Below are 25,877 nucleotides of genomic sequence, written 5' to 3'. Positions count from 1 at the left end.
GCATGATCGACCGGCAGGAGGGGTGGGGCAGGGGCGGGGCGGGTGGGTTAGATGAGGTGGAGGTCGCGGGCTCGGCGGACGGCCTCGCGGCGGCGGGTGGCGTCGAGCTTGCGGTAGATGTTGCGTACGTGGGTCTTCACCGTGTTGACCGACAGGGACAGCTCGGCCGCGATCTCCACGTTGGTCAGGATGCTCTGCAGGTAGCGCAGGATGGTCAGCTCCCGCTCGGTGAGCGGCTCGTCCAGCGCCGCCGCCCGGGGCGCCGGGGCCCGCTCGGCGGGCGCGTCGGCACCCCGGACCAGGTCGCTCACCGTCGGCCAGTGCGCCGTGCCCGCGTCCAGGTGCGCGGCGAGCAGGTCGCGGATCCCGGGCTCGGCGCGGGTGAACGGCCGCCGGAGGCCCTCCGGCCCGGCCAGGTCGAGGGCCTGTTCCAGCACCCGTCCGGCGCGCCGGTCGTCGCCCGCGCGCCGCGCCAGCACCGCGTCCAGCACCGCGGCGTCCAGGCGTACGGGCAGCGGCCAGCCAACCGCCTCCGGCGACTGCCAGTCGGGCAGCGCGTACCCGGCGGCGCGCGGGTCGCCGGCGCGCAGCTCCACCCGGGCGAGCGCGACCGCCAGCGGCGGGGCGGTCCCGTCGCGTACGGGGTCGACGAGCAGGTCCCGGGCGGCGCCCAGGTCGCCCCGGGCCCCGCGCACGTCCGCCTCGGCGGCCAGCAGCCAGTGCGTCAGCTCGCCGGCCCGGGGCCGGTCGCCAAGCCGCTCCCGCGCCTCGAAGAGGAGCCGGTGGCCCTCGGCCAGGTCACCGGCGTCGCGCAGCAGGTACGCCCGGCACAGCGCCGCCACGGCCCCCACGACGGGCTGGCCGGTGGCCGGGTCGGCCGGCGCCAGGTTCGCCCGCGCCTCCTCGGGCTGGTCCCGGTGCAGCGCGACCACGGCCAGCGCCAGGTACGCGTGGGCGCAGTCCTCCCGGCAGGACCAGCCGTGGCAGGGCGGCAGGGCCAGGGCGTCCCGGGCGAGGGTCTCGGCGGCCCGCAGTTCGCCCCGCACGGCGTGCAGCAGGGCCGCCCGGCTGGCACAGACCAGCTCCGTACGCGGCCGTCCGGCCTCCCGGGCCGCCGACAGCGACCGGGCGAAGGCGAGGCCGGCGGCGGGCAGGTCCCCGTCCGCCAGGTCGGCCAGGCCGAGCGCCGTACCGGCCACCGCCCGCACGTCGGCGTCCTCGGCGGCGGCACTGCGCGGCTCGGCCGGCACCTGCGCGGCGGGCAGCCCGTCGGGGGGCCTACCCGGCGGGGTCGGATGCCTCGCGGGCCCACCGGTCGCTGGCGCCGGGGACGCCCCGGCCGACCCCGACGCTGGGGACGCCCCGGCCGACCCCGGTGACGGAGACCCAGCTGACCCCGACGCTCGGGACGCCCCGGCCGACCCCGGTGACGGGGACGCCCCGGCCGGCGGAGTGGGACGGGTGGCGAGCAGCCGGGCGGCGGCGGCGCGTACCGCCTCGGGGTCGCCGGCCAGCCGGGCCAGGGTGAGTTCCACGGCCGTGGCCAGCCGCCGGAACCGGTCCCGGCGCGGCGTCGGCAGCGTCCGGGCGGCCTCGACGGCCTCGCGCAGGTGCCCGGCGGCGGCGGTGGCGTCGCCGGTCCGGGCCCGATCGGCGGCCCAGGCGAGCCCGAGTTCCGGGTCGCCGCGCACGGCCCCCGGCGGCGGGGGCGCGGGCGCCCGGCCGGCGGGGGCCTCCCGGTCGTAGGGGACCAGCTCCGGCCAGCAGGCCACGAAGAGCGCGGCGGCCCGGTCGTGGTCGCCGCCGGCGAGCGCGTGCCGCAGCCCCTCGGCGGGCCGGCCGTTGCCGGAGTACCAGCCGGCCGCGCGCAGGTGCAGGTCGCGAAGCTCGTCGGCGGGCAGCCGGGCCAGCTCGGCGTGCAGCAGGTCGCTCAGCAGCGGCGGGCACCGGTACCAGGGCGGGCGGCTGTCGTCGCGGCGCAGCAGCCCGTCGTCGCCGGCCAGGCCGGCCAGCGTCTGCTCGGCGTCGGTCCGGCCGGTCAGCGCGTCGGCCAGGCCGGCGCAGACCGCGTCGGCGACGGCGGAGCGACGCAGCACGTCCCGCGCGTCCGGGTCGAGCCCGGCGAGCACCTCCTCGCGCAGGTAGCCGGCCACGGCCGGCTGGTCGCCGCCGAACTGCTCGACCCAGCGGGCCGGGTCCGGCTGCCCGCGCAGCGCCAGCGCGGCGAGGCGGAGGGCCGCCGGCCAGCCGCCGGTGCGGTCCCGCAGCCGGCGCACCCCGGCCGCCGGCAGCGCCACCCCGTGCGCGGCCAGCAGGTCGGCGACCTCGTCGCCGCCGAAGGCCAGCTCGTCGGGGCCGACCTCGGTCAGCTCGCCGGCCAGCCGCAGCCGGTGCACGGCCAGCGGCATCCCGGCGCGGGCGCCCACCACCAGGCGCAGCCGCTGCTCGGCGTGGCGGAGCAGGAACTCCAGACCGGTCAGCGCCTCCGGGTCGGTGATCCGGTGCAGGTCGTCCAGGACCAGCAGCACCGGCCGTTCCCGGGCGGCCAGGGCCGCGGCCAGCACCTCCAACTGGTCGGGGCGGGGCGGCCGGTCCGGCACGGGCGGCCCCGGGTCGTCGGTGGGATCCGTGGCCGCGCGCAGCGCTGCGGCGAGGTAGGACCAGAGCCGGTCGCCGTCGTCGCCGGCCTCCACGGAGAGCCAGGCCGCGCGGGGTCGCTCGGGTTCCGACGGCACGCCCGCCGTCGCGCCGAAGTCGCCCGGAGCCGCGCCGGCCGGCCCGTCGTCCCGGGGCCCCCCGGCGGCGGCGGTCACCGGCCCCGGCCCCACCCGGTCCCGGTGCGCGCCGGCCTCGCCGGCGGCGCGGTACCAGGAGGCGAGCAGTGTCGTCTTGCCCCACCCGGCCGGGGCGCGGACCAGGGTGACCGGCCCGGCGGTCCCCTCGTCCAACGCCCGCAGCAGCCGGGGCCGCAGCACCAACGGCTCCGGCGGCGGGGCGGGGCACAGCCGCGACGTCAGCAGCCGCCCGCCGGCCGGCCCGCCCGCGACCGCGACGCCCCCCGTGTCCCGTACGTGCTCCGGCATCCGGCCCACCCTCCACCGATGCGTCCACTCCCCCAGGTCCCGCGGGCGGCGGTTACCCGGCGCGGGCCCGTTCACCCCTTCGGGGGGACCCGGCTTCACCCCGCCCCGGGCGACCCTGGGCGTACGCGGGCGAGCGACCGCGCGCCGGTGCGCGTCCGGCGTGGGAGGGCAACGGGAGGGGGCCGGGGTGGGTCGAAGGGGACGGCTGGCGGGCGCGGCCGGGGCGGCGCTCGCCCTCGTGGCGACGGGTCGGGCGTTGGCCGTACGCCGGCCCGGGTCCGCCTGGCCCCGCGCGGCCGGCGCCGATCCGCGGCCCGCGCGCTGGCAGGTGGTGACCGTCGACCGCGCGCCCGGCGAGGTGCTGCCCGACGGTCGTTGGCCGGAGCCCCTGCGCCGGCTCGGCGCGGCCGTGCAGGTCGAGCTGCGGCCGGCCCCCGGCTGCCGGGGCACGGAGCTGGCCGCCCGGCCGGTGCCCGGCGCGGCGCCCCCGGCCGGCCTCGCCGCCCACCTGGTCGGTGACGACCCCGGCCTGCTGGTCCGCCGGGCGTTGCGGGAGGCCAAGCAGCTCGCCGAGACCGGTGAGGTGCTCCGCGCGGACCGCTGGCCGGCCGACCGCCCGGCGGGGCCGCCGCGATGAGGGCGCTGTGCTGGGCGGGCGCTGGCGAGCTGGCGGTACGGCAGGTGCCCGACCCGGAGCTGCGCAACGGCCACGACGTCATCGTGCGGGTCCGGCAGAGCGCCACCTGCGGCGGGGACCTGCCGCTGCTGGCCGGGCGGGTGCCCTTCCTCGCCGTCGGCGACGTGCTCGGGCACGAGTTCCTCGGCGAGGTGGTCGAGGTCGGGCCGCAGGTGCGCCGGCACCGGGTCGGCGACCGGGTGGTGGTGTGCGCGTCGGTGGCCTGCGGCAGCTGCTGGTACTGCCGGCGTGACCTGCCCTCCTGCTGCGACAACGGCAGCGCCGACCCGGCCGTCACGGAGGCGGCCTGGGGCCACCCCACCGGGGGCGCGTTCGGCCAGCCCCGGGCGATGGGCGGCTTCGCCGGCAGCCACGCCGAGTACGTCCGGGTGCCGTACGCGGACGTCGGGGCGTTCACCGTGCCGGAGCCGGTCAGCGACGACCGCGCGCTGTTCGCCTCCGACGCCGCGCCGGCCGGTTGGATGGGCGCCGACCTGGGCCAGGTGCGCCCTGGCGACGTGGTGGCGGTCTGGGGCGCGGGGGCGGTCGGCCAGCTCGCGGCGCGGGCGGCGCGGCTGCTCGGCGCGGAGCGGGTCATCGTCGTGGACGCCGAGGAGGAGCGGCTGCGGATGGCCGAGCGGCACGCCGGCGCGGAGACGATCGACCACCGGCTCGCCGACGTCACCGCCGAGCTGCGCGAGCGCACCGGCGGGCGGGGCCCGGACGTCTGCGTCGAGGCGGTCGGGGCCGCCTGGAACGGGCACGGGCCGCGGTCGTTGGCGGACCGGTTCACCGGCGGCGCCGAGCGACCGGCGGCGGTCCGCGAGGCCGTGCACGCCTGCCGCAAGGGCGGCTCGGTCTTCCTGCTCGGCGAGTTCACCGGTTTCGTCGACACCTTCCCGCTGGGTGCGGTGACCAACAAGGGGCTGACGGTGCGGGGCGCGCGGCAGCACGGGCAGCGCTACATCCCGATGCTGCTGGAGCGGATGGCCCGCGACGAGCTGCGTACGGAGCACCTGGCCACCCACCGGCTGCCGCTGGAGCGGGGCGCGCAGGCGTACGCGCTGTTCCGGGACCGGGCCGACGGCTGCGTCCGCGCCGTGCTCAGCCCCGATCTCCCGCCCGCCGTCGGCTGAGGCGCAACGCTGCGGCCCGCCACACCGGGTGGCAGACTCGGCGGATGGGTGAGCAGCGGACGTACGACCTCGTCCTGTTCGGGGCGACCGGCTTCACCGGCGGGCTGACCGCCGAGTACCTGGCCCGCAACGCCCCGTCCGGGCTGCGGTGGGCGCTCGCCGGGCGCAACCCGGGCAGGTTGGCCGCCGTACGGGACCGGCTGGCGGCGCTCGACCCGGCGCTGGCCGGGCTGCCCCTGCTCACCGCCGACGTCACCGATGCGGAGTCGCTGCGGGCGGTCGCCGAGAGCGCCCGGGTGGTGGCCACCACCGTCGGCCCGTACGTGCACCACGGGGAGCCGCTGGTCGCCGCCTGTGCCCGCGCCGGCACCGACTATCTCGACATCACCGGCGAGCCCGAGTTCGTCGACCTGATGTACGTGCGCCACCACGCCGAGGCGCAGCGCACGGGGGCGCGGTTGGTGCACGCGTGCGGGTTCGACTCGATCCCGCACGACCTGGGCGTCTGGTTCACGCTCAGGCACCTCCCGGACGACGTGCCGATCGCCGTCGACGGCTTCGTCCGCGCGGGCGGGCGGTTCTCCGCCGGCACGTACCACTCGGCGCTCACCGCCTTCTCCCGTACGGCGCAGGCGTCCCGGGCGGCCCGCGAGCGGCGGCAGGTCGAGCCGCGACCGACCGGGCGGCGGGTACGCGCGGTGCCCGGCCGCCTCGCCCGCGCCAAGGAGCTGGGCATGTGGGTCGTGCCGCTGCCGACCATCGACCCGCAGGTGGTCCGCCGCTCGGCCGCCGCCCGCCCGGAGTACGGGCCGGACTTCCGCTACCGGCACTTCGCGGCGGTGAAGCGGCTGCCCACCGTGCTGGCCGGCGGGGTCGGGCTGGGCGGCCTGATGGCCCTGGTGAAGCTGCCGCCGACGCGGCGCTGGCTGCTCGGCCGGCTCGCCTCCGGGCAGGGTCCGACGCCGCAGCAGCGGGCGAAGTCCTGGTTCCGGGTCCGCTTCGCCGGCACGGGCGGCGGGCGGCGGGTACTCACCGAGGTGGCCGGCGGCGACCCCGGCTACGACGAGACGGCGAAGATGCTCGCCGAGTCGGCGCTCTGCCTGGCCACCGACGAGCTGCCGGCCACGGCCGGTCAGGTCACCCCGGTGACCGCGATGGGCGACGCGCTGCTGGACCGGCTGGTGCGGGCGGGGCTGACCTTCCGGGTGCTGGACCCGCCACGCTGACCCCGGCCCCGACTCCGCGGCTGGCCGACCCCGCCGCGCCGACCGGCCGCCGGGCCGGTCCCGCCGACCGGCGGGTTGACCCTCGACCAGGTTGAGACGACAGGATCACCGTCGTGGAGAGCGACCTGCACAGCATCGGCGAGCTGGCCCGGGCCAGCGGGCTGACGGTGAGCGCCCTGCGGTTCTACGACTCGGCGGGGGTGCTGATCCCGGCCCTGGTGGATCCGGCGACCGGCTACCGCTGGTACACCGGCGACCAGGTGGCGCCGGCCCGGCTGGTGGCCGGGCTGCGCCGGGTCGGCATGCCGGTGGCCGAGATCGCCGCTGCGCTGCGGGTCGAACCGGCGCAGGTGCACCGCCTGCTCGACGCGCACCTGCGCCGGCTGGAGGACGGCCTCGCCGACGCCCGCCGCGAACTCTCCCGGATCCGTACGCTGATCGATTCCGAGGAGCCCGTCATGACCACCCGTCTCGTGATGTCCCGTGCCGACCTGGCGGCCGCCGTGGACGCCGTCCGCTTCGCGGTCGGCGCCGACCCCGACCTGCCGGCGATGGCCGGCGTGCTGTTCGAGTCCGACGCGGCCGGCGTGTGGCTGGTGGCGACCGACCGGTACCGGCTGGCGGTGGCGCGGGCTGCCGCGCGGGTCGACGGGCCGGCGGTGCGGGTACTCGCCCCGGTCGCCTTCGTCGACGAGTTGCGTGCCCTGCTCGACGGCGGCGTGGGCCTCACCGCCGAGGCGCGGCTCACGGTGACCGCCGGCACGATCTCGTTCGCCGTCGCCGGCCACGCGCTCGACGCCGCCGCCCTGCCGTACGACTTCCCGGACCACCGCCGGCTGGTGCGCATGGCGCCCGACGGCCCGGCGCACCGGCTGACGATCGACGCCGCCGCCCTGCGGGCAGCCCTGACCAGCGCCGATGCTCCCGTCGTCACGCGCCGGCACGACGGCGCGCCGCTGGCGGTGACGGTGCTCGGCCCGGACGGCCGGGGCGGGGTGCGGCTGCTCGGGGCGGACGAACTGACCGGGCAGGAGGACACGTTCCGGATCGGGGTCAACGGCGGCTACCTGCTCCAGGCCCTCGACGCGGCCGGCCGGGGCCAGTTGCTGCTGGAGTCCGACGGCCCGATCGCGCCGCTGGCGGTGCGCCGCCCCGACGACGCCGACGCCTTCTCCATCCTGATGCCGATCCAGCTCTGACCCTGGCATCCGGCCGACTCCGCACGCCGGGTCCCACCGCGCCGAAAGGTCCCGTCCTTGCACATCGGCGCGGTGCGGCGCGGTGTCCGGACCGGGCCGGGGCGCGACCGGGCCGCGACGGTAGCATCGGTGGGTCCACCCGACGTCCGGACGGAGCGTACGGAGCAGCATGCTCGACATGGAGTTGATCCGGAAGGATCGCGAGGCGGTGGCGACCGCGCTGGCGAAGCGACTGGATCCCGCCGAGGTCACCCGGGCCCTGGACGAGATCCAGCGGCTCGACCAGGAACGCCGCGCCCTGATCAGTGGGATCGACGGCGAGCGGCAGCGCCGCAAGGCCGAGGCGCGCGCCTACGCGGCGGCGAAGCGGGCCGGCACCGAGCCGGAGGTCTCCGCGCCGGAGGCGGGCCGCAAGCAGCTCGCCGAGCTGGAGTCCGAACTGGACGAGGTGCAGGCGCGGCTGCGCACCGTGATGAGCGAGCTGCCCAACCTGCCCGCCGACGACGTGGTGCCGGGCGGCAAGGAGGCCAACCGGGTCGTCCGGACCTTCGGCGCGCCGCCGGCCATCGAGAAGGTCCGCGACCACGTCGAGCTGAGCCGGATGCTGGGCCTGGTCGACCACGAGCGCGGCGTCAAGCTCGGCGGCTCGGGCTTCTGGATGTACACCGGCATGGGCGCCCGGCTGGAGTGGGCGCTGCTGAACTTCTTCGTCGACGAGCACGTCAGCGCCGGCTACGAGTTCCTGCTCCCGCCGCACCTGCTGCTGGACACCGCCGGCTTCGCCGCCGGGCAGTTCCCGAAGTTCTACGACGACGTCTACCACCTGGACCGGGAGTCCGCCCCGCGCGGGCAGTTCCTGCTGCCCACCTCGGAGACGGCGATCCTCGGGGCGTACCAGGACGAGATCCTGGAGACGGCGAAGCTGCCGCTGAAGGCGTTCGCGTACACGCCCTGCTACCGGCGGGAGGCGGCCGGGTCGCACTCGGACGAGCGCGGCACCGTCCGGGGCCACCAGTTCAACAAGGTGGAGATCTTCCAGTTCTGCCTGCCGGAGCAGGCCGACGCCGCGCTGGAGGAGATGCTCCTGCACGCGGAGGGCCTGGTCGAGAAGCTGGGCCTGCACTACCAGCGCAGCCTGCTGTCGGCGGGCGACGCCAGCGCGTCGATGAAGAAGACCCTCGACATCGAGGTGTGGATGCCGAGCACCGGCAAGTACAAGGAGGTGTCGTCGGTCTCCTGGGCCGGCGACTACCAGGCCCGCCGGGCGGCCATCCGCTACCGCGAGCCGGGCGGCAAGCAGACCCGCTTCGTGCACACCCTCAACGGGTCGGCCCTGGCCACCAGCCGGCTCTTCCCGGCCATCCTGGAGCAGTTCCAGCAGCCCGACGGCTCGGTGCTGGTTCCCGAGGTGCTCCAGGCCCGCCTGGGCACCGACCGGCTGACCCCCCGCTGACCGCCGGCCTCACCCCCGCCCCAGCTCAGGGGGCGGGGGTGAGGCGCAGCGCGAGTTCGGGGCAGACCTTGACCGCCTTGCGCGCGCCCTCGCGCAGCCACGTCGGCACGGGCGTGGACGGGAAGGCGGGGTAGCCGTTGCCGTCGAGCCGGATGAAGTCCGGCACGACGTGCGCGCACAGGCCGTGCCCGTCGCAGCGCGACCAGTCCAGCGTGAGCCGCTGCGGGTCCGCGTCGGGCGCGCCGGGCAGGCCCATCACCGCCCTGACCCGCCGGCCGCAGCCCTCGCCGGTGGTGTGCAGGCGCAGGTCCTCGGCGAACACCTCCACGGCGGAGAGCGCGAACCGGGCCGTACCGTCGGGGTGGCTGCACGCCCCGCGGCCCTTCACGTCGCCGGCGGCGGCGCGGACCACCTCCACCGGGGCGCTGCCGGAGACCGCCAGGTCGACGGCGCGGGCCAGGTCGGGCAGGCCCATCCGGCACGGGCCGCACTGCCCCGCGGACTCGCCGGCCAGGTAGCGCACCACCTGGGCGGCCTCACCGAGGGGGCAGGTGTCCGCGCCGAGCGGGACGAGGATGCCCGCGCCGAGGGTGCCGCCCACGGCGGCCATGCCCTTGCGGGAGATCTCCGCCCGGTCGGCGGCCTCCCGGGTGATCCACCTGCCGTGGTAGCCGCCCGTCAGCACGCCCGGGCCGTCGGGCACCTCGCACAGGTCGAGGATCTCCCGCAGCGGCGTGCCGGCCGCGCACTCCACCACCGCCGGGCGTCCCGCCGCGCCCGTGACGGTGAGCAGCACGGTGCCCGGCTCGTCGTCGGTGCCGAGGGCCGCGTACTCGTACGGGCCGAGCCGGGCGGCGACCGCGAGCTGGGCGTACGTCTCGGCGTTGGAGAGCAGGGTGGGCAGGCCGTTGACGCCGGAGTCGCTGGAGCGCCGCTTGGTGCCCGGCGGGATGTGCGGCAGGCCGTTGATGCCGTTGACCAGGGCGCCGCCCTCGCCCGAGATGAACCGGTGCGGCACGGTCACGATGCTGGTGGGCACCGGCATCCGGCGTTCCTCAAGCGCCTCGGTCAGGGAGGCGCGACCCACCCCGTCGTCGGCCACCCCCACGACGATCTCGTCGGCGTCCAGCGCGTACGCGGCGAGCGCGGCGCCGTCGAGGACCAGGTGCGGGGCCCGGGTGAGCAGCACCTTGTCCTTCCAGCTCGCCGGCTCGCCCTCGATGGCGTTGACCACCACCACCGCCGGCAGGTCCCGCCGTTCGCAGGACTCCAGCACCGCGCGGAGCTTCCTCGCGAACGGAAACCCCGCGCCCCCCTTGCCCTTGAGCTGGACGCCCTCGGCGAGCCGCAGCAGGGTGGCCGGTTCCATCGGCCCGACCGGCCCGTGCACCTCCTCGTGCGCGGGCAGGTCGAGCCGGCCGTACTCGGCGAAGCCGGCGGTGAGCCGGGGCTCGCCGACGCAGGCCACCGGGGGCACGGTCGTCCGCGTCACTTCGCCTCGCCCCGCAGCCCCGCCCAGTACGCCCCGTCGACCGCGTCGGCGTCGACCCGCCGGCGGCGGCGGGCCGACCGGCTCTCGCCGGCGGCCCGGCGCGCCCGCCGGGAGGCGAGGTCGACCAGGGTGGGGGTGTCGTCGGCCGGCAGCGGGACCTCCTCGGGGACGTAGCGGACCGGGGGCCGCCAGTAGTCCGGTTCGAGGTCGAGGTCGTCCTCGGCGCTGTGCCGTCCGCCGCCGCTGCGCGGCGCGGAGATCGGCCCGGCGGAGACCGGATCGCTCGGCTGCCAGCGGCGGGGGCTGTCCCAGGGTTCCTCGGCCTGCTCGCGGCGGGGCGGCGGGGCGTAGCGCCGCTCCGCGTCCCGCTCGGCCCGGTCGCCGCGAGCGGGCTCCTCGACGCGACCGCGTCGAGGAGCGGGGGCGGCTTCCTGCTCGCCACGGCGACCGGTCGGGACGAGTTCCTCAGCGCCGCGCCGCACGGTGAACCGCTCCGGGTCGCGACGCCGCGCGGGGGCCGACCAGGTGCCGGCGAGCGTGGCGTCGGCCCAGGCGTCCCCGCGCCTGTCCGGCTTCGCCGTCCGGGTGGCGCGTCGGGTCAGCCCCCGCAACAGCGACCGGCCCGGGGCGTCCTCGGCCGGCCGGCCGGCCAGGGCCCGGTTCATCGCGGCGGCCTGGTGCTGCTCCCGACTGCGCCGGCCCAGGCCGACGGAGAGGCGGACCAGCAGCGCCAGCACGACCAGCAGCACGCAGGCCAGGTAGCTCAGCATCACCCAGGGCTTCGCGGGCCGCCCGGCGTTGAGCCCGTGCACGATGGCGAACGGCCAGGAGAGGTACGCGGCGGAGTGCAGCGTGCGCCAGAGCCACTTCGGGCCGACCCCGGCGAAGCGGGCCCGGACGACACCGGTCCAGAGCACGCTCACCATCAGCAGCGCGGCCACGGTGCCGAGGCCGACGTAGAGGCCCCGGCCGCCGACGAAGGGAACCACCGCGTCGGTGCTCGCCGCCCGGCCGGTGGCGATCTTCGTCAGTACGTGGAAGAGCAGCCCGGCGACGCCGAGGATGCCGGTGGCCCGGTGTGCGGACTGCAGCAGCACCCGGTGCCGGATCAGCAGCACCAGCCGGTCGGTGGCGAGCAGCCCCATCATCACGGTGAGGCTCAACGCCACCAGGGCGACGACGCCGGCGAAGAACTCGGTGAAGAAGAAGCCGTACGCGTACGCCGTCGACCCGACCCCGGTCAGCATGGTGACGGCCCACGACGCGGCGAGGGCGGAGACGGTCAGCAGGGCCACCGCGGGCCGGGACCGGTTGCGGGCGCCCCGGCTGGTGCTGGTGGTCCGGACGGTCGCCGGCTTGTGGTTCCGTTGTGCCCGGACCATCTGCTCCTCGATCGTCTCGCGGCGGCGCACCGCCGGTCGGCACTGTTCCCCATCGAGTACGCACCGGCGCGGCGCACGGATCACCGCCACGCGAAATTCCCGCACCGGTGTCGCCCCGTCCGGCCGGCGGGCGCCGCACGGAGCAGCTACATCAACACATGCCCATGCATTGACAGCGCTTGCAATGCGCTTGTAATCTTTCGGGAATTTTCAACCCTCACTGCAAGATCCCGGCAGCGTCGGGCCTCCCCCCGGCCTCGCCCACCGCCCGTCCCCCACACCCCCGTCAGGAGTCCTCCCATGCAGAGACGTCGACGGTTCTCGGCGGTCGTCGCCCTCGGCGTGATCGCCGGCCTGATCGCCCCCGCCGCCGCGACGGCACCCCCGGCCGCCGCGGCACCGGCAGGCGGCAAGAAGGTCATCGCCAACCTCTTCGAGTGGAACTGGTCCTCGGTGGCCACCGAGTGCCGCACCACCCTCGGCCCGAAGGGCTACGGGTGGGTGCAGGTCTCGCCGCCGCAGGAGCACGTCCGGGGCTCGCAGTGGTGGCTGGCCTACCAGCCCGTCAGCTACCGCATCGAGTCCCGCAAGGGCACCCGCGCCCAGTTCAAGTCCATGGTCGACGCCTGCCACGCCGCCGGGGTGAAGGTGGTCGTCGACGCGGTCGTCAACCACATGTCCGGGCAGGACAACGGCGGCACCGGTTGGGCCGGCTCGTCGTACGGGCACTACGACTATCCCGGGATCTACCAGACGCAGGACTTCCACCACTGCGGTCGCAACGGCGGCGACGACATCGCCAACTACAACGACCGGTGGGAGGTGCAGAACTGCGAGCTGGTCAACCTCGCCGACCTCAAGACCGGGTCGGACTACGTCCGCACGAGGATCGCCGGCTACCTCAACGACCTGCTCTCGCTCGGCGTCGACGGCTTCCGGATGGATGCCAGCAAGCACATGCCGGCCGCCGACATCGCCGCCATCAAGGGCAAGCTGTCGCGCTCGGCGTACATGGTGCAGGAGGTGATCCACGGCGCCGGTGAGCCGATCCAGCCGGGCGAGTACACCGGCAACGGCGACGTGCACGAGTTCCGCTACGGCAAGGACCTGGCCCGGGTCTTCCGCTCCGAGAAGCTCGCCTACCTGCGCAACTTCGGCGAGGGCTGGGGGCACCTGCCGAGCGGCTCGGCCGGCGTCTTCGTGGACAACCACGACACCCAGCGCGACGTCGGCGGGGTGCTGACCTACCGCGACCGGGGCATCTACGCGCTGGCCAACGCGTTCATGCTCGCCTGGCCGTACGGCTCCCCGACGGTCATGTCGAGCTACACGTTCAGCCAGCGCGACCAGGGCCCGCCCTCAGACAGCTCCGGGCGCACCCTCAACGCCACCTGCTACTCCGGCTGGGAGTGCGAGCACCGCTGGCCGGTCATCGCCAACATGGTCGGCTTCCGCAACGCCACCGAGGGCGCCGGCGTCGTCAACTGGTACGACAACGGCAACAACCACATCGCCTTCGGTCGGGCCGGCAAGGGCTTCGTCACGATCAACGACGAGGACTCCGCAGTGAACGGCCGGTCGTACCAGAGCGGACTGCCGGCCGGCCGCTACTGCGACGTCGTCCACGGCACCTTCAGCAACGGCGCGTGCAGCGGGCCGGTGATCACCGTGGACGGCGGCGGCTGGTTCGCCGCGAACGTGCCCGCCCACGACGCGATCGCCATCCACGTGGGCGCCCGGCTGAGCTGAGCGTCCCGCCCTACGCGACCCCGTCCCGGCCGACATTCCGGCCGGGACGGGGTTTCGCCGTTCTCCACCCGTTACAGTTTGTTTGTGCGTTTTGACCGAATGAACCGGCGACACGTCCGACTGCTGGCCGCCGTCGGCGTACCCCTGCTCCTGCTTGCTGCCGGGGCGACGGGCTGGGCGCTGACCCCCGCGGCCGCGCCCACCGCGCCGCCGGTCGCCGGCCCACCCGCGTCGCCGACCCGCGCGGCCCCGGAGCGCGTGCCCGTCGCCGCGCCCGCGCCGGGCGACCTGCCGGTGGTCGACTACGGCCCCGCCCCCACCGGCTTCCCGGCCGACCCCGGCGCCCTGGACACCACACCGCTGACCGAGGGTCTGCACCCGACCCGCCGCATCGCCGCCTACACCGCCCCCGGCGGCCGGCCGCTGGCCTTCCTCGACCCCACCATCAGCGGCGTCGACCTGACCATGCCGATCGCCGAGCGGCGGGCCGGCTGGGCGGCGGTGCTGCTCCCCTCGGCCAACCGCACGCTCGCCTGGCTGCCGCCCGGCGGCCACACCACCGTGGCGCTGCGCGACCAGATCGTGATCGAGCGCAAGCCGCACCGCCTCACCTGGTACCGCGCCGGGCGGTCCGTGCGCAGCTGGGAGGTCAGCCTCGGCCAGCGCGGCCAGGAGACCCCGCTGGGGCGGACCTTCATCCTGGGCCGCACCCCGCCGCCGGAGAGCGTGTACGGGGGCGTCGACATCTTCGCCCTCGGCTCGGTGCCCGACGACCCGGACTCGGTGCCGGCGGGCCTGCGCGGCGCGCACATCGGCATCCACAGCTGGTACCACGACGGCGAGCTGGGGAAGAAGACCACCAACGGCTGCATCCGGCTCACGAAGAGCGGGCAGCGGGAGCTGCTGGCCGAGGTCCGCCCCGGCACCGAGGTCGTCGTGGTCGACGAACTGCCCGCCCCGCCCCCGACGGCCTGACGGTCCCGTCCGCCGTCGCCCCACGGCCGGCCGAGGGCGCCCCGGTTCGCGTCACGCCCGGGGTCAGGAGGCGACCCGCTCGTCCGGTGCGGCCGACGCGGGCCGGCGCGGCAGGGGCGGGCGCGCCTGCCCGGCGAGCGTGCGCCACAGGAACTCCAGCGTCAGCGCCCAGACGAAGGCGCGCTGCTCGTTGTTCGCCGCCGCGCCGTGACCGCCCTCGACGTTCTCGTAGTAGGCCACGTCGTGGCCGTGCTCGCGCAGCCGGGCCGCCATCTTGCGGGCGTGCGCGGGGTGCACCCGGTCGTCCCGGGTGGAGGTGACGAGCAGGACGGGCGGGTACGCCCGGTCGCCGTCGACGTTGTGGTACGGCGAGTACCGGCGCAGGAACTCCCAGTCGGCCGCCACGTCCGGGTCGCCGTACTCGGCCATCCACGAGGCCCCGGCCAGCAGCCGGTGGTAGCGCCGCATGTCCAGCACCGGCACGTGCGCGACGACCGCCCCGAACAGCGACGGGTGGCGGGTCAGCATCACCCCCATCAGCAGGCCGCCGTTGCTGCCGCCCTCGATCCCGAGCCGCCCCGGCGTGGTGACACCGCGCGTCACCAGGTCGACCGCCACCGCCGCGAAGTCCTCGTACGCCCGGGGCCGGTTCTCCCGCAGCGCGGCGCGGTGCCACCCGGGGCCGTACTCCCCGCCGCCCCGGATGTTCGCCACCACGTAGTTGCCGCCCCGGGCCAGCCATCCCCGGCCGACCACCCCGCTGTAGCGCGGCGTCATCGGGATCTCGTAGCCGCCGTAGCCGGTGAGCAGCGTCGGCCCGGCGGGCGCGTCCGGGTCGCCCACCACGAAGTACGGCACCCGCGTGCCGTCGGCCGAGGCGGCGAAGAACTGGCGTACCGCCAGGCCGCCCGCGTCGAAGGACGCCGGTGCCCGCTTGAGCGTCTCGACCGCGCCGCCGACCTGCCCGAGCCGCAGCGTCGCCGGCTCGAGGAACCCCTCCGAGGCGAGCAGGTAGGCGTCGTCGTTGTCCGGGTCGGTGTCGACGACCTCGCTGTGGTCGAACTCCGGCACCCCGGGCAGGGGCTCCCGCCGCCAGCCCTCCCCGTCGGGCGTCAGCACCTCCAGCCGGCTCCGCACGTCGACGAGGGTGGCCAGGATCAGCCGGTCACGGGTCCAGAGGTGGCCGCTCAGCGCCGTACGGTCGTCGGGCCGGAAGAGCACCGTCAACTCCCGGTGACCGGCGAGGAAGGCGTCGAACCGGGCCGCCAGCAGGGCGCCCGCGGGGTGGGTCGCCCCGCCGACCGTCCACGGCGAGCGCAGCCGGACCAGCAGCCACTCGCGGTGCACGTCCCACTCGGCGTCCTCCGGCACGGTGACCGGGATCCGCTCGCCCGTCGCGGTCAGCAGGTGTCGCTCCGAGCGGTAGAAGTCCAACCGGCGGCCCACGAAGTCGCGCTCGAAGCCGGGCGTCGGGTCGTGCCAGGCCCACACGGCGACGTCGTCGGCGTGGCCCTCGTGGACGATCTCGGCCTCGGCCAGCGGCGTGCCCCGCCGCCACCGCCTGACCACCCGGGGATAGCCGGAGGAGGTCAGCGAGCCCGGCCCGAAGTCGGTGGCGACGTAGACGTGGTCGGCGTCGATCCAGCCCACGTCGCTCTTCGCCTCGGGCAGCGTGAAGCCGTCCTCGACGAAGGCGCGGCGGTCGAGGTCGAACTCGCGCACCACGACCGCGTCTCCCCCGCCCCGGGAGAGCCTGACCAGGCAGCGCCCGTAGCCGGGCCGCAGCACCGTCACCCCGTTCCAGACCCAGTTCTCGTCCTCCTCGGCGGCCAGCGCGTCCAGGTCGAGCAGCACGTCCCACTCCGGCTCCGACCGGCGGTACTGCTCGAGCGTCGTCCGCCGCCAGACCCCGCGCGGGTGCGCCGCGTCGGTCCAGAAGTTGTAGTAGAGACCGTCCCCGCGCCACCCCGGATAGGGGATGCGGTCGTCCGCGTCGAGCACCTGCCGGAGCTCGCCCCGCAGGGCGGCGAACCCCTCCCCGCCGGTCAGGGCGGCCACGGTCTCCGCGTTGCGCTCCCGCACCCACCCGGCGGCGTCCGCGCCGTCGAGATCTTCCAGCCAGAGGTACGCGTCGTCACTCTCATCGATCAACCTCGCCACCCCGCCACTATGCCCGAAGAGCGGCCCGCATCCGGTCCCCGATACGTCGTCGACCCGGCCGGCCCTTGCGGTGACGGGCCAGACTGGGGCACCCGTCACCCAGGAGGCACCGTGCGTCACCCGTCCCGCTTTCTCAGACGCCTCGGCGCGACCGCAGCCGCCGCCACCGCCCTGGTCACGCTGCTGCCGCAGGCGGCCGTCGCCGCGGTCGTCCTCGACGACGGCGTCGTGCTCCCGTCCACCACCGGCACCGACCACCTGGTCACCGCCGACCGGCCCGCCTGGGCGGCAGTGGCCGTCCACTCGACCTCGAACTACAACATCAGCCTCTTCGACCAGTGGGGTGGATGGCTGGCCTCCAGCTACGGCTACGGCTTCAACCGGTCGGAGTTCGTCGCCGTCAACTCGCACCTGTTGCCGCCGGCGTCGTACGAGGCCCGCACCAGCACGAGCTACGGTCCCGCCGTCGCGCACACCCAGTGGCGGCAGTCCCACACGACGACGACGTTGCCGTACCCGGCGAACGACGGGGTGAGCGGCCCGTCCGATCCGGACCTGACCTTCGCCGCGCTGGGCAGCACCCAGGTGGTCAGCGTCTCGGACATCCACCTCAAGGCCGGCGAGGCGTTCTGGGTCGACGTCGCCCCCGACACGCTGTTCTTCCTGCTGGAGAGCAACCCGTACGACAGCTCGACCCGGCTGCGCAGCCGGCAGCAGCACGCCACGGCCGGGGTGGTCCGCACCGCCCAGGGCTGCACGCTCTACCGCGCGAACCACAGCGGCGTCCACGGCCTGTTGATGGTCGCGGACGCCGCGCCGGTGACGACCACCCCGCCGGGCGGAACGGCGGTCGCCCTGCACCGTTACGACCCCGCCCGCCCCCACACCTGCCCGCAACGCAACTTCCCCGGTCCCACACCCCCGGGCGTCTGACCGGCCGGCGGTCCCTGTGCGGGTCGCACCCGCACAGGGCTACCGCCGCCCGTCGCGCGGGCTGGGCCGATCAGAACTGCTCGACCCAGTACGGGGTGACGTCCATCCAGCCGTTGGCGCCCGCGCCGTGCCTCCGGCCACTGCTGGCGGTGCTCAGGGTGTACCAGGCGTCCACGAAGTCCGGGTCGTCGGTGTACCAGGAGGTCGGGATGGCGTCGAGGATCGCGTTGACCAGCGGGGCGTACGCGCCACCGTCCACGATCACCAGCAGGGCGCCGGCGATCGCCTTGACCAGGGACGAGTAGTTGGTGTCCCCGTCGTCCTCCATCATCACCACGTCGGCCAGGTTGTACTTGTACGACGAGAAGTGCACCAGGAGCTGGTTCGGGTGGTACGTGGTCCCGTCGTGGTCCAGGTAAGGCATCTGCACCAGGTCGACCTTCACCTTGCCGTCCAGCCCGAACCCGGCCACCAGGTTGTAGATCTCGGCGTCGCCCTTGATCCAGGGCTCCTCGTCGTCGCTCAGCCGGACGGCGTCGACCTTGGTGGCCCAGTAACCGGCCGAGGCGCTCACCCCGTCGGCGGAGGCACGGGACGCGGCCCGCGCCGGGGCCGCCCGACCGATGCCCCGCACGCCCAGCTCGTCCCGCATCAGCGCCAGCCCCGCGGAGAGCGCCCGCTCGGTGTCCACGTCGACCACGAGCACCGGCCGCTGCGGCACCCGCGCGGCGTCCAGCACCACCGTGCCACCGGAGCGGTCGTACGCGGTCACGCTCGTCGCCGAGTCGTCGGTCGGGACGGCGGCCACCAGCGGCGCCTCGCCGCGGGCCAGCGCCGCGCGCATGTCCGGGTGGGCCAGCCGCAACCGCAGCAGCGAGCCGGTGCCGCCCGGCAGGCCCTTGGCGACCAGCAGCCGCTGGTTGGCGGCGCGCAGGTCACCGGCGAGCCGGGCGCCGACGCCGGCGGCGAGCAGGTCGACCGGGCCGTTCGCGGCGGAGACGCCCAACCGGGTCAGCTCGGACCGACCGGTGAGGGCCACCTGGCGGGCCACGCCGTCGGTGATGGCGAACACCGGGCTGGCGACCACCGGTGCCGGTGCGGGGTGGTCGGGCCGGGCGTGCGCCGGGGTGGCGAGAGCCGCGGCCATGGTGGTCGCGAGACCGAGGGCGAGGGCGGCACGGCGGAAGGTACGTCGGTTCACATGGGCTCCTCTGCGTCTCCCGGCCATCGCTCGTGGCGGCGACCAAGAAATTGACGACGATAACTACATAGGTATACGTCCGCCGGGGAGCCGTCAACGCCCGGGCGCGCCGCGTCGGCATGGGCGCGGCCATCGCGGGTAGTACCCGGAACATGAGGGCGAGTTTCCGGCTCGGCCGGATTGCGGGCGTACCGGTCGGGGTCAACTGGAGCGTCCTGGTCATCTTCGCGCTGATCGCGTGGGGGTTGGCCGCCAACCAGTTCCCCCGCGCCTACCCGGACCGGCCCGTCGCCGCGTACGTCCTGGCGGGGCTCGCCGCGGCGGTGGTCTTCTTCCTCGGCCTGCTCGCCCACGAGGTCTCCCACGCGATCGTCGCCAAGCGCAACGGGCTGGAGGTCGGCGGGATCACCCTCTGGCTCTTCGGCGGCGTGGCCGAGCTGCGCGGCGAGGCGCGCGACCCGGGCGCGGAACTGCGCATCGCCGGCGTCGGCCCGCTGGTGAGCCTGCTGATCGGGCTCTTCTTCGGCGCGATCGCCGTGGTGCTCGCCCTGGCCGGGGTGGAAGGGCTGCTGCTGGGCTCGCTGGCCTGGCTGGCCGGCATCAACGTGCTGCTGGCGGTCTTCAACGCGCTGCCGGCCGCCCCGCTGGACGGCGGGCGGCTGCTGCGGGCGGCGGTCTGGAAGGCCACCGGCGACCGGACGAGGGCGTCGGTCGTCGCCGCCCGGGCCGGCTGGGTGCTCGGCGCGGTGCTGATCGGCCTGGGGCTGTGGCAGTTCCTGGCCGGCGTCGGCTTCGGTGGGCTCTGGCTCGCCCTGATCGGCTGGTTCCTCATCGGCGCCGCCGGCATGGAGGAGCGGCAGGCCCGGATGGGCAGCGCGTTGCAGGGCGTCCGGGTGGCCGACGTGATGACGCCGCAGCCGCAGACGGCGTCGGGGCAGATGACGGTGGGCGACTTCGTCGACCACTACCTCTTCGCGTACCGGCACACGGCCCTGCCGCTGATCGAGGGCGACCGGCCCGTCGGCCTGGTCACCCTCGACCGGGTGCGCGGCATCCCGGCGGACCGGCGGGCCGCCACCACGCTGGCCGAGGTCGCCTGCCGCGCCGACGAGCTGGTGCTCGCCCGGCCGGACGAGCCGCTCAACGAGCTGCTCCCCCGGCTCAGCGAGTGCGCCGACGGGCGGGCGCTGGTGGTCTCCGACGGCCGGCTCGTCGGGATCGTCTCGCCGAGCGACATCAGCCGGGCGGTGCAGCGCGGCAGCCTCCGGGAGCAGTTGGCCGACAGCCGGCCCGGCCGCTAGTCGCGCGGGAGGTAGTGGTCGAGCAGGTCGGTGCGGAAGGTGCCGGCCGGGTCGAGCCGGCGCGCCAGGTCGAGGAAGTCGGTGTAGCGGGGCCAGGCCGCGGCGAGGGCCGCCGGGGCGAGGCCGAAGACCTTCCCCCAGTGCGGGCGCGGCGCGAACGGCGCGAGCCGCTCCTCCACGGCCGCCACCACCGGCAGCACCGCCGCCGCGTCCGCGGTCCAGGTGAAGTGGATGGCGAGGCTGTCCCGCTCGTGGTTCGGGCTGAGCCACAGCCCGTCGGCGGCCACCGCCCGCAGCTCGCAGACCTGGAGCACCGGCGCGATCAGGTGCGCCACCGGGTCCAGCGCGGCCAGCGCCGCCGCCGCGCCGCGCGGCACGTGGTACTCCGACTGCAGCTCCGCCCCGCTGCTGGGGGTGAACCCGAGCCGGAAGTGCGGCAGCCGCTCGTGCCACGGACCCGGTTCGCCGAGCTGCGTCGTGCAGTTGCGTGCCGGCATGCCGGGCACCGGGTGCCGCGGCCCGTCGGCCGCCGTGGTGTCCAGCCACTCCGCCGGCAGCGGGGCGGCGTCCGCGCGCTGCTTGACCCACACCTCCCGCAGCCGGGGCGTGCGCCAGTCGGTGAAGACGCTGACGCTGTACGCGGAGGCGAACGCCGCGTCCAGCGCCGAGCGGGGCAGGCCGAGGCGGACGTGCTGGCGGATGTCGAAGGTCGGCACCACGTCCAGGGTGACCCGGGTGACGACGCCCAGCGCGCCCAGCGAGACGACCATCCCGGCGAAGGTGTCCCCGTCGGCCGCCCGGTCGACGGTCAGCAGGTCGCCGCCGGCGGTGACCAGTTCCAGCCCGGCGACCGTGCTGGCGAGGTTGCCGATCGTCTCGCCCGAGCCGTGGGTGCCGGTGGCGATCGCCCCGGCGACCGAGATGTGCGGCAGCGAGGCGAGGTTGGCCAGCGCGTACCCGCGCGCGTGCAGCCAGGTCGCGAGGTCCCCGTAGCGCATGGCGGCCGGCACGGTGACGGTCCGCCGGTCCTCGTCGAGCGCGACGGTCGCGGGCAGCCCGGCCAGCGAGACCAGCTCGCCGGGGGTGTCGCCGAGGCGGTTGAACGAGTGACCCGTGCCCACCACCCGGAGGCGGTCGCTGCCCGCCACCAGCCGGCGCAGCTCGTCCAGCGAGGAGGGGCGGTGGTGGCGGCGGGCGGCGTAGTGGACGTTGCCCGCCCAGTTGTGCCGTGGCCCGGCCCCGGCGGTGCTCACGGGGTACGGCGGTGGTCGGTGCGACGGTCGTCGGCCGGGACCCCGCCGAGCGCGTCGACGAAGCGGTCCCCGGCGTGCCGGGTCAACGCCGCCGCCACCTCGGCGGGCTCCTCCCGGACGCGCGCCAGATCCAGCAGCTCCACCGCCGCCCGACCGTCGACCGGATGGCGCCCGTCGGCAGGCAGGTCGCCCAGCGCACCCGGCGCGGGCACCAGCAGCAGTCGCGCCGTGGCGGGCAACCCCTGCGGGGCGGGCGGCCGGGCCAGCGCCAGCGCCTCGACCTCCGCCCACGCGATCGTGCGGCGCAGGCCCGGGCGGCGGACGGCCATTCCGTCGGCGTCGATGACGAACCGGAACGGACGCAGCAGGCCGGCCAGCACGCTCCCGCCCAGCAGCACCGCGCCGACGGCGACCAGCCGGCGCAGCAGCGCGTGTTCCCCCGGCAGCACCAGCAGCACCCCGCCACCGGTCACGCAGGCCAGGGGCAGCACCAGCGCCCCCCGGCTGCGGTGCAGTTCCATCTCGTACCCCCCGTTCGACAGTGCGGTCGTCGGGACGCATCATCGACGACCACCGGCGGGGGCGGAACCGGTCGATCGGGCACGGTTACCGCGCCGCCGTCGGGGAACCCTACGCCGATGAGCAGCTATCGCGATCCCGCCCCACGGGGCGACGTGTTCCCCTCCGAGGAGGAGATCGACCCGACCGGCACCGGACTGGAGCCGTCGGGCGCGGTGCCGTCGGGCACCACGCCCGGTCCCCGGCCGACACCGGCGCCCCCGCCCGCGCCCCGCCCCGTGCCGCACCCGGGGCCGGCGCCCCGCGCGGGCGGCACCGGGCCCCGCGCCTGACGCCCGCTCCGGCCCGACGGCTCAGAGCTGGGGCGTGACCTCGGCCGCGACCAGTTCGAGGTGGTCGAGGTCGGCCAGGTCGAGCACCTGGAGGTAGAGCCGCTCGCTGCCGATCTCGGCGTACCGGCCGATCTTGTCGACGACCTCGGCGGGGGTGCCCGCGAGGCCGTTCTCGCGCAGTTCGTCCGGTTCCCGGCCGATCGCGGCGGCCCGCCGGGCCACCTCGGCGTCGTCCCGCCCGCAGCAGAGCACCAGGGCGTTGGACCAGCACAGCTCGCCCGGGTCCCGGCCGGTCTCCGCGCAGGCGGCCCGCACCCGGTCGAACTGGGCGGCGGAGTCCCCGATCGAGGCGAACGGCAGGTTGAACTCGTCGGCGTAGCGGGCCGCCAGGCGGGGCGTGCGCTTCGGGCCCATGCCGCCGAGCAGGATCGGCGGGCGGGGGTCCTGCACCGGCTTCGGCAGCGCCGGCGAGCCGCTGACCGGGTAGTACTTCCCGGCGAAGTCGAAGGTCGCGCCCGGCGGCGTCGCCCAGAGCCCCGTCACGACGGCGAGCTGCTCCTCCAGCCGGTCGAAGCGCTCCCCCAGCGACGGGAAGGGGATCCCGTACGCGGTGTGCTCCTCGGCGTACCAGCCGGTGCCGATGCCCAGCTCCACCCGGCCGCCGCTCATCTGGTCGACCTGCGCGACGGTGATGGCCAGCGGGCCGGGCAGCCGGAAGGTGGCGGCGGTCATCAGCGTGCCCAGCCGGATCCGCCGGGTGTCCCGGGCCAGGCCGGCGAGGGTCGTCCACGCGTCCGTCGGGCCGGGGTCGCCGCTCACCGCGCCCATCTTCAGGTAGTGGTCGGAACGGAAGAAGGCGCCGTAGCCGGCCTCCTCCGCGCAGCGGGCCACGGCGAGCAGGTCGTCGTACGTCGCGCCCTGCTGGGGTTCGGTGAAGATCCGCAGTTCCATGTCCCGAGCATAGGGAGCCGACCCGGCCGGCGCGCCGCTCCGGCCCTTCCCGGACGTACGGGCGCTGTGCCCGCCCGGGCGCCTCGTCGCCCCCTCCTCGCCGTCCCTCCGTCGGCGGCGGGGCGCCGCCGCGGCGAAGTGGCGGGCATCCGATAGCGGCGGCTGTGGCCCCGGGTCGTCCGCCGGTCCAGAGTGGAGGCCGAACGACGAGACGAGGAGAGACCCATGGAGGACCAGCACCGGGACCGGCTGATCGGGGCGGTGGAGGCGCTGCTGCCGGAGGTGTCCCGCCGGGCCGGGGAGATCGAGGCGGCCCGGGGGCTCCCGGCCGACCTGCTCGACTCGCTGCGGGCGGCCGGCTGCTTCCGGATGTTCGTCCCCCTCAGCCACGGCGGGTACGACGCGGACCTGCGCACCGGGCTGCGGGTGCTGGAGGCGCTGGCCCGGGCCGACGGCTCCACCGGGTGGACCGTCATGATCGGCGCCGAGACGCCGCACCTGCTGGCGATGCTGTCCCGCGACCGGTTCGACAAGGCCTACGCCGACGGGCCGGACGTGGTGGTCGGGGGCGGGTTCGCCCCGCAGGGGCGCGCCGAGCCGGTCGACGGGGGCTACCGGGTCACCGGCCGGTGGGCGTTCGCCAGCGGCGCGCGGCACGCCGACTGGATCTTCGGCAACTGCGTGCTGACCGAGGACGGCGCGCCGCTGCCCGGGCCCGCCGGGGCACCGCCGCCGGTGCGCTCCATGCTCTTTCCGGCCTCCCGGGTGACCGTGCACGACACCTGGCACGTGCTGGGCCTGCGCGGCACCGGCAGCCACGACGTCGAGGTGGCGGACGCCTTCTGCCCGGCGGAGGAGAGCTTCGACCTGTTCACCGGCGTGCCCTGCGTACCGGGGCCGGGCTTCGTGGCGCCGCTGGTCCACTTCGTCCTGCACCTCGGCGCGGTGGCGGTCGGCATCGCACAGGGTGCGCTGGACGACATGGTCGCCCTGCTCGACGGCGGTCGGCAGCGGCTCTACGCCCGGCAGTCGCTCGCCGACTCGCCGGCCTTCCGCCTCCAGCTCGGCCGCGCCGACCTGGACGTACGGGCGGCACGGGCGCTGCTGCGGGACCTGGCCGACGAGCTGTGGGCGGCGTGCGCCACCGACCCGGCCGCGATTCCCGCGCTGCACCCGAGGATCTCCGCCGCGCTGCCCTGGGTGACGGAGCGGGCCGCCGCCGCGGTCGACACCTGCTACCGGGCGGCCGGCGGCGGGGCAGCCCGCGACTCGTCGCCGCTGCAGCGCCGGTTCCGCGACATCCACACGTTCAGCCAGCACGCGGCGGCGGCCGAGGGCTGGCTCGCCAACAACGGCGCGCGGGTGCCCGGTCAGCCGGTGGAGCTGGCCTACTGACGCCGGGGCGACCGGCCGGCGTCGGGTCCCGACGCCGCCCGGTCGGGCCTGCTAGACGTACGGCCGGGTGGCGTACGCCGCCCGCAGCGCGGCCAGCCCCGTCGACTTCGGCGACAGGGTGCCCCAGCCGGAGTTGAAGTAGTTGGTCCGCGCGATCCGGGGGCCCCGCTCCGCGTTGAGCTGGGCGACGGCGGCCGGCACGGTGGCGATCCAGGCAGCCTGGTCCGGCACCTCCGCCACGCGTACGCCCCACTCGGCGATGATCACCGGGCGGGAGAGGGCGACGGGGCCGAGGTCGGCCACCGCCCAGTCCTTCGCCCGGCGGAACCGGGCCAGCGCCGTGTGGGTGGGGCTGGTGGCGTAGGCGTTCCACTGGAGGAAGTCGAGCCTGGCCATCAACGCCTCCGGGTGGGTGCGCTGGAAGCACGCCCGGTCGAAGCCGCCCACCCCGACCGAGAACGTCGTGCCGGCGGGCAGTTGCCGGGCCTTGAACCAGTTCACGATGTAGGTCACCGCCTGCACGGCGCGGGCGTCCGACTGCGCCCAGCTGTAGGTGACGCCGGACTCGGTGGTGCCGAACTCGTGGTCGGTGTCCAACTCGGAGGCGAGCTGGATGTTCACCCCGAAGCCGAGGGTCCGGTACTGGGACAGGGCGCGGGCGAACAGGCCGTCGCAGTGCCCGGCCAGGACCTGGCTGTAGCCGTACGCCCGGGGCCAGGTCGTGCCGGGGCGCTGCTGGATGGTCATCGCGGGCGCCGGGACGGTGTAGGCCACGCCGTCCACGGTGAAGGTCTGCGGCCCGGCGTTGGGCGCGCCGTAGTGCTTCAGCTCCAGCACCATGTTCATCCGCACCCCGGCCTGGCCGAGCGTGATCAGCCACGGCCGTTGGTAGCCGGGGAAGGTGTAGCCGTCGGCGAAGCTGCGGTACTGGGTCAGGGAGCGGAAGTTCCCCCCGGCCATGTCGGCCGTCGGGTCGGCGCCGCCGGAGAGGTAGTAGCCGCCGAGCACCGGCGGGGCGATCGTGTAGTCGGCGGTGGCGGTGGCGGTACGCCCGCCGCTGTCGCGCACCGTGACGGTGACCCGGGGCATCACGCCACCGCCCGGTAGACGGCGACCGACCCGTTGTCCGACGCCCTGCTCCAGGTGCGGCCCGAGTCGTCGGTGACGGCGAGGGTGAGCGGGTCGATGACGGCGGTGACCTTGACCGGCGCGCTGCTGTTGCCCTGCGCGTCGGTGACCACGATCGTGACGGTCACCGGCCTGGTGTCGGCGTCGCCGTAGGTGACCGTCAGGACCATCTGGTCGCCGGGTGAGTAGGTGGAGGCGTTCAGGGATGCGGTGGCGGTGGGAGCGGCCATGCCGGCTCCTCTCGTGCTAGGCCCCCGGAGCTGACCGCTCGTGACCACGGTCGGCTCCGGTTGGGGCAGGATGGCGTCGGGCGACGCCTGAGCCGCCGGGCAC

At 75.9% G+C, this 25,877-nt stretch carries 21 protein-coding genes; 11 read left to right on the top strand and 10 right to left on the bottom strand.

Annotated features, from left to right (window positions below; genetic code table 11):
• Positions 1-47: 47 nt before the first annotated feature.
• A complete protein-coding gene (locus V6U77_RS11560; protein WP_442934417.1) occupies positions 48-3,158 on the bottom strand; it encodes a LuxR C-terminal-related transcriptional regulator in 3,111 nt (1,036 codons plus the stop codon).
• Positions 3,159-3,270: 112 nt separating this feature from the next.
• On the opposite strand from V6U77_RS11560, the gene V6U77_RS11555 reads away from it, so the two are divergent.
• From V6U77_RS11555 to serS, 5 genes are all read left to right on the top strand, one after another.
• On the top strand, positions 3,271-3,720 hold the full coding sequence (locus tag V6U77_RS11555) for a hypothetical protein (protein WP_442934416.1): 450 nt from the start codon (positions 3,271-3,273) through the stop codon (positions 3,718-3,720).
• The gene (locus tag V6U77_RS11550) at positions 3,717-4,895 is read left to right on the top strand and encodes an alcohol dehydrogenase catalytic domain-containing protein (RefSeq protein WP_334606266.1); all 1,179 of its coding nucleotides are present in this window, start codon (positions 3,717-3,719) and stop codon (positions 4,893-4,895) included. The genes V6U77_RS11555 and V6U77_RS11550 overlap by 4 nt, the downstream gene beginning before the upstream one ends.
• A 44-nt stretch (positions 4,896-4,939) precedes the next feature.
• Positions 4,940-6,121 (top strand): saccharopine dehydrogenase family protein, encoded by a 1,182-nt coding sequence (locus V6U77_RS11545; RefSeq protein WP_334606265.1) that lies wholly within the window; start codon positions 4,940-4,942, stop codon positions 6,119-6,121.
• A 125-nt stretch (positions 6,122-6,246) separates the two neighbouring features.
• Positions 6,247-7,320: a DNA polymerase III subunit beta family protein gene (locus V6U77_RS11540; RefSeq protein ID WP_334606309.1), complete on the top strand. Its 1,074-nt coding sequence runs from the start codon at positions 6,247-6,249 to the stop codon at positions 7,318-7,320.
• A gap of 169 nt (positions 7,321-7,489) precedes the next feature.
• Positions 7,490-8,773 (top strand): serine--tRNA ligase, encoded by a 1,284-nt coding sequence (gene serS, locus V6U77_RS11535; protein WP_334606264.1) that lies wholly within the window; start codon positions 7,490-7,492, stop codon positions 8,771-8,773.
• A 25-nt stretch (positions 8,774-8,798) separates the two neighbouring features.
• Here serS and V6U77_RS11530 read toward each other — a convergent pair whose 3' ends face one another.
• Together V6U77_RS11530 and V6U77_RS11525 are read right to left on the bottom strand one after the other, a co-directional pair.
• Positions 8,799-10,265, bottom strand: a complete 1,467-nt coding sequence (locus V6U77_RS11530; protein ID WP_334606263.1) for an NADH-ubiquinone oxidoreductase-F iron-sulfur binding region domain-containing protein — start codon at positions 10,263-10,265, stop codon at positions 8,799-8,801.
• A complete protein-coding gene (locus tag V6U77_RS11525; RefSeq protein ID WP_334606262.1) occupies positions 10,262-11,737 on the bottom strand; it encodes a ferric reductase-like transmembrane domain-containing protein in 1,476 nt (491 codons plus the stop codon). Before V6U77_RS11525 ends, V6U77_RS11530 begins: the two co-directional genes overlap by 4 nt.
• Before the next feature lie 210 nt (positions 11,738-11,947).
• Here V6U77_RS11525 and V6U77_RS11520 point away from each other — a divergent pair, with 210 nt between their 5' ends.
• Together V6U77_RS11520 and V6U77_RS11515 are read left to right on the top strand one after the other, a co-directional pair.
• Positions 11,948-13,396, top strand: coding sequence for an alpha-amylase (locus tag V6U77_RS11520; RefSeq protein WP_334606261.1), 1,449 nt, complete (start codon positions 11,948-11,950; stop codon positions 13,394-13,396).
• An 84-nt stretch (positions 13,397-13,480) separates the two neighbouring features.
• A complete protein-coding gene (locus tag V6U77_RS11515; protein ID WP_334606260.1) occupies positions 13,481-14,371 on the top strand; it encodes a L,D-transpeptidase in 891 nt (296 codons plus the stop codon).
• A gap of 63 nt (positions 14,372-14,434) precedes the next feature.
• On the opposite strand, the gene V6U77_RS11510 is transcribed toward V6U77_RS11515, so the two are convergent.
• Complete coding sequence (locus V6U77_RS11510) at positions 14,435-16,531, bottom strand: prolyl oligopeptidase family serine peptidase (protein ID WP_334606259.1); 2,097 nt, start codon at positions 16,529-16,531, stop codon at positions 14,435-14,437.
• A 111-nt stretch (positions 16,532-16,642) separates the two neighbouring features.
• Between V6U77_RS11510 and V6U77_RS11505 the strand changes: the two genes are divergently transcribed.
• Entirely contained in the window at positions 16,643-17,464 is an 822-nt protein-coding gene (locus V6U77_RS11505) for a hypothetical protein (RefSeq protein WP_334606258.1), read from the top strand.
• Positions 17,465-17,534: 70 nt separating this feature from the next.
• Here V6U77_RS11505 and V6U77_RS11500 read toward each other — a convergent pair whose 3' ends face one another.
• Entirely contained in the window at positions 17,535-18,665 is a 1,131-nt protein-coding gene (locus tag V6U77_RS11500) for a DUF3103 family protein (protein WP_334606257.1), read from the bottom strand.
• 152 nt (positions 18,666-18,817) lie between these two features.
• Between V6U77_RS11500 and V6U77_RS11495 the strand changes: the two genes are divergently transcribed.
• A complete protein-coding gene (locus tag V6U77_RS11495; RefSeq protein WP_334606256.1) occupies positions 18,818-19,966 on the top strand; it encodes a site-2 protease family protein in 1,149 nt (382 codons plus the stop codon).
• Here V6U77_RS11495 and V6U77_RS11490 read toward each other — a convergent pair.
• On the bottom strand, positions 19,963-21,219 hold the full coding sequence (locus V6U77_RS11490) for an FAD-binding protein (RefSeq protein ID WP_334606255.1): 1,257 nt from the start codon (positions 21,217-21,219) through the stop codon (positions 19,963-19,965). The genes V6U77_RS11495 and V6U77_RS11490 overlap by 4 nt on opposite strands.
• The gene (locus V6U77_RS11485) at positions 21,216-21,740 is read right to left on the bottom strand and encodes a hypothetical protein (RefSeq protein ID WP_334606254.1); all 525 of its coding nucleotides are present in this window, start codon (positions 21,738-21,740) and stop codon (positions 21,216-21,218) included. Before V6U77_RS11485 ends, V6U77_RS11490 begins: the two co-directional genes overlap by 4 nt.
• Positions 21,741-21,857: 117 nt before the next feature.
• Here V6U77_RS11485 and V6U77_RS11480 point away from each other — a divergent pair, with 117 nt between their 5' ends.
• Positions 21,858-22,070 carry a hypothetical protein gene (locus V6U77_RS11480; RefSeq protein WP_334606253.1) on the top strand — a complete coding sequence of 71 codons (213 nt, stop codon included), beginning with the start codon at positions 21,858-21,860 and terminating at the stop codon, positions 22,068-22,070.
• A gap of 21 nt (positions 22,071-22,091) precedes the next feature.
• On the opposite strand, the gene V6U77_RS11475 is transcribed toward V6U77_RS11480, so the two are convergent.
• Positions 22,092-23,021: an LLM class F420-dependent oxidoreductase gene (locus V6U77_RS11475; RefSeq protein ID WP_334606252.1), complete on the bottom strand. Its 930-nt coding sequence runs from the start codon at positions 23,019-23,021 to the stop codon at positions 22,092-22,094.
• A gap of 225 nt (positions 23,022-23,246) precedes the next feature.
• Between V6U77_RS11475 and V6U77_RS11470 the strand changes: the two genes are divergently transcribed.
• Positions 23,247-24,416 carry an acyl-CoA dehydrogenase family protein gene (locus V6U77_RS11470; RefSeq protein ID WP_334606251.1) on the top strand — a complete coding sequence of 390 codons (1,170 nt, stop codon included), beginning with the start codon at positions 23,247-23,249 and terminating at the stop codon, positions 24,414-24,416.
• A 51-nt stretch (positions 24,417-24,467) separates the two neighbouring features.
• Here the strand turns inward: V6U77_RS11470 and V6U77_RS11465 are convergent, their stop codons facing one another.
• Positions 24,468-25,505: a hypothetical protein gene (locus tag V6U77_RS11465; protein WP_334606250.1), complete on the bottom strand. Its 1,038-nt coding sequence runs from the start codon at positions 25,503-25,505 to the stop codon at positions 24,468-24,470.
• Entirely contained in the window at positions 25,505-25,774 is a 270-nt protein-coding gene (locus V6U77_RS11460) for a hypothetical protein (RefSeq protein ID WP_334606249.1), read from the bottom strand. The genes V6U77_RS11465 and V6U77_RS11460 overlap by 1 nt, the downstream gene beginning before the upstream one ends.
• Between the last annotated feature and the right edge of the window lie 103 nt (positions 25,775-25,877).

Source organism: Micromonospora sp. CPCC 205546 (assembly GCF_036902715.1).
Lineage (GTDB): Bacteria > Actinomycetota > Actinomycetes > Mycobacteriales > Micromonosporaceae > Micromonospora.
The sequence above is the reverse complement of the archived record's forward strand: the minus strand, read 5'-3'. Positions and strand labels throughout refer to the sequence as shown.

What these genes read in the sequence shown, in the direction of transcription:
- V6U77_RS11465 (WP_334606250.1), bottom strand. Translation starts at nt 25,505, where the DNA reads ATGCCCCGGGTCACCGTCACGGTGCGCGACAGCGGCGGGCGTACCGCC.
- V6U77_RS11495 (WP_334606256.1), top strand. Translation starts at nt 18,818, where the DNA reads ATGAGGGCGAGTTTCCGGCTCGGCCGGATTGCGGGCGTACCGGTCGGG.
- V6U77_RS11485 (WP_334606254.1), bottom strand. Translation starts at nt 21,740, where the DNA reads ATGGAACTGCACCGCAGCCGGGGGGCGCTGGTGCTGCCCCTGGCCTGC.
- V6U77_RS11475 (WP_334606252.1), bottom strand. Translation starts at nt 23,021, where the DNA reads ATGGAACTGCGGATCTTCACCGAACCCCAGCAGGGCGCGACGTACGAC.
- V6U77_RS11460 (WP_334606249.1), bottom strand. Translation starts at nt 25,774, where the DNA reads ATGGCCGCTCCCACCGCCACCGCATCCCTGAACGCCTCCACCTACTCA.
- V6U77_RS11545 (WP_334606265.1), top strand. Translation starts at nt 4,940, where the DNA reads ATGGGTGAGCAGCGGACGTACGACCTCGTCCTGTTCGGGGCGACCGGC.
- V6U77_RS11550 (WP_334606266.1), top strand. Translation starts at nt 3,717, where the DNA reads ATGAGGGCGCTGTGCTGGGCGGGCGCTGGCGAGCTGGCGGTACGGCAG.
- V6U77_RS11520 (WP_334606261.1), top strand. Translation starts at nt 11,948, where the DNA reads ATGCAGAGACGTCGACGGTTCTCGGCGGTCGTCGCCCTCGGCGTGATC.
- V6U77_RS11480 (WP_334606253.1), top strand. Translation starts at nt 21,858, where the DNA reads ATGAGCAGCTATCGCGATCCCGCCCCACGGGGCGACGTGTTCCCCTCC.
- serS (WP_334606264.1), top strand. Translation starts at nt 7,490, where the DNA reads ATGCTCGACATGGAGTTGATCCGGAAGGATCGCGAGGCGGTGGCGACC.
- V6U77_RS11470 (WP_334606251.1), top strand. Translation starts at nt 23,247, where the DNA reads ATGGAGGACCAGCACCGGGACCGGCTGATCGGGGCGGTGGAGGCGCTG.